Annotated in this window: 1 protein-coding gene; it reads left to right on the forward strand. The window is 53.0% G+C overall.

Going from position 1 to position 773, the window contains the following annotated elements:
- The first annotated feature begins 102 nt into the window (after positions 1–102).
- Entirely contained in the window at positions 103–753 is a 651-nt protein-coding gene (locus AC0QHF_RS00405; protein ID WP_324702213.1) for a glycosyltransferase family protein, read from the forward strand.
- The last annotated feature ends 20 nt before the right edge of the window (positions 754–773 follow it).

Consider the following 773-nt stretch of genomic DNA (forward strand, 5'->3'; position numbering starts at 1 on the left):
CATTGACTATGCCTTTAAGAGTTCAGTTTTGGACGGCTTAAGAATCCCCGCGTCTTTAGACCGGGGAGAAGTCAAAACCAGCATTTTTCCATTACCCTCCCTTTGCTGGCACTGCAGGCTTCCAAGGGAAAAGAAGTCTTCATCAGCTTGCACGGCAATCAGCAGTTCGCCATGTCCAGCCGGATCAAAAACCTGGGATTGATGTACCTGAGAACCTATCTGAAGCTGTTCAAAAATCTGAAGGTGGTTTCCTTTGAGATCGACGATCGCGTCATTCCCGAAGCCTACCGACTGCCCCCCGAGTCAACCTTCGTCATCCCCCATCCCATCGTCGGCGAGGTGGAACCGAGACTCAAGCCGGGGGAACGGTTGCCGTCCGATGCCAAAATTAAGATCGGCGTGGTGGGCCAGATCCGGCCCGACAAACCCATCGCCAAAGTCGTCGAACAGCTTTCGACTTACGTTTCGGCCCATCCCAACTGCGAATTGATCGTCGGGACTCCCTTCGGCCAGAAGCCGAAAGAATTGGATGGCATTGACGCGACGCTGCGAGATACGACCGAAGAAGCGGAGTATTTAAAAGTCCTGCGAGAAATCGATATTCTGGTCATCCACTACGATCGCGATCGCTACTACTATCGCACCAGCGGCGTGATCAGCGATGCCGGTTCCATTAGGGGTCGAGAGAGATGTTATCATCTCCCCCTCCCATTCAGAACCGTGCATGAGACTTTCACCTCACACGGCTCCTAGTTCAGTCGTCTCGTTGTCAT

It is taken from the genome of Lyngbya sp. CCY1209 (genome assembly GCF_055795065.1).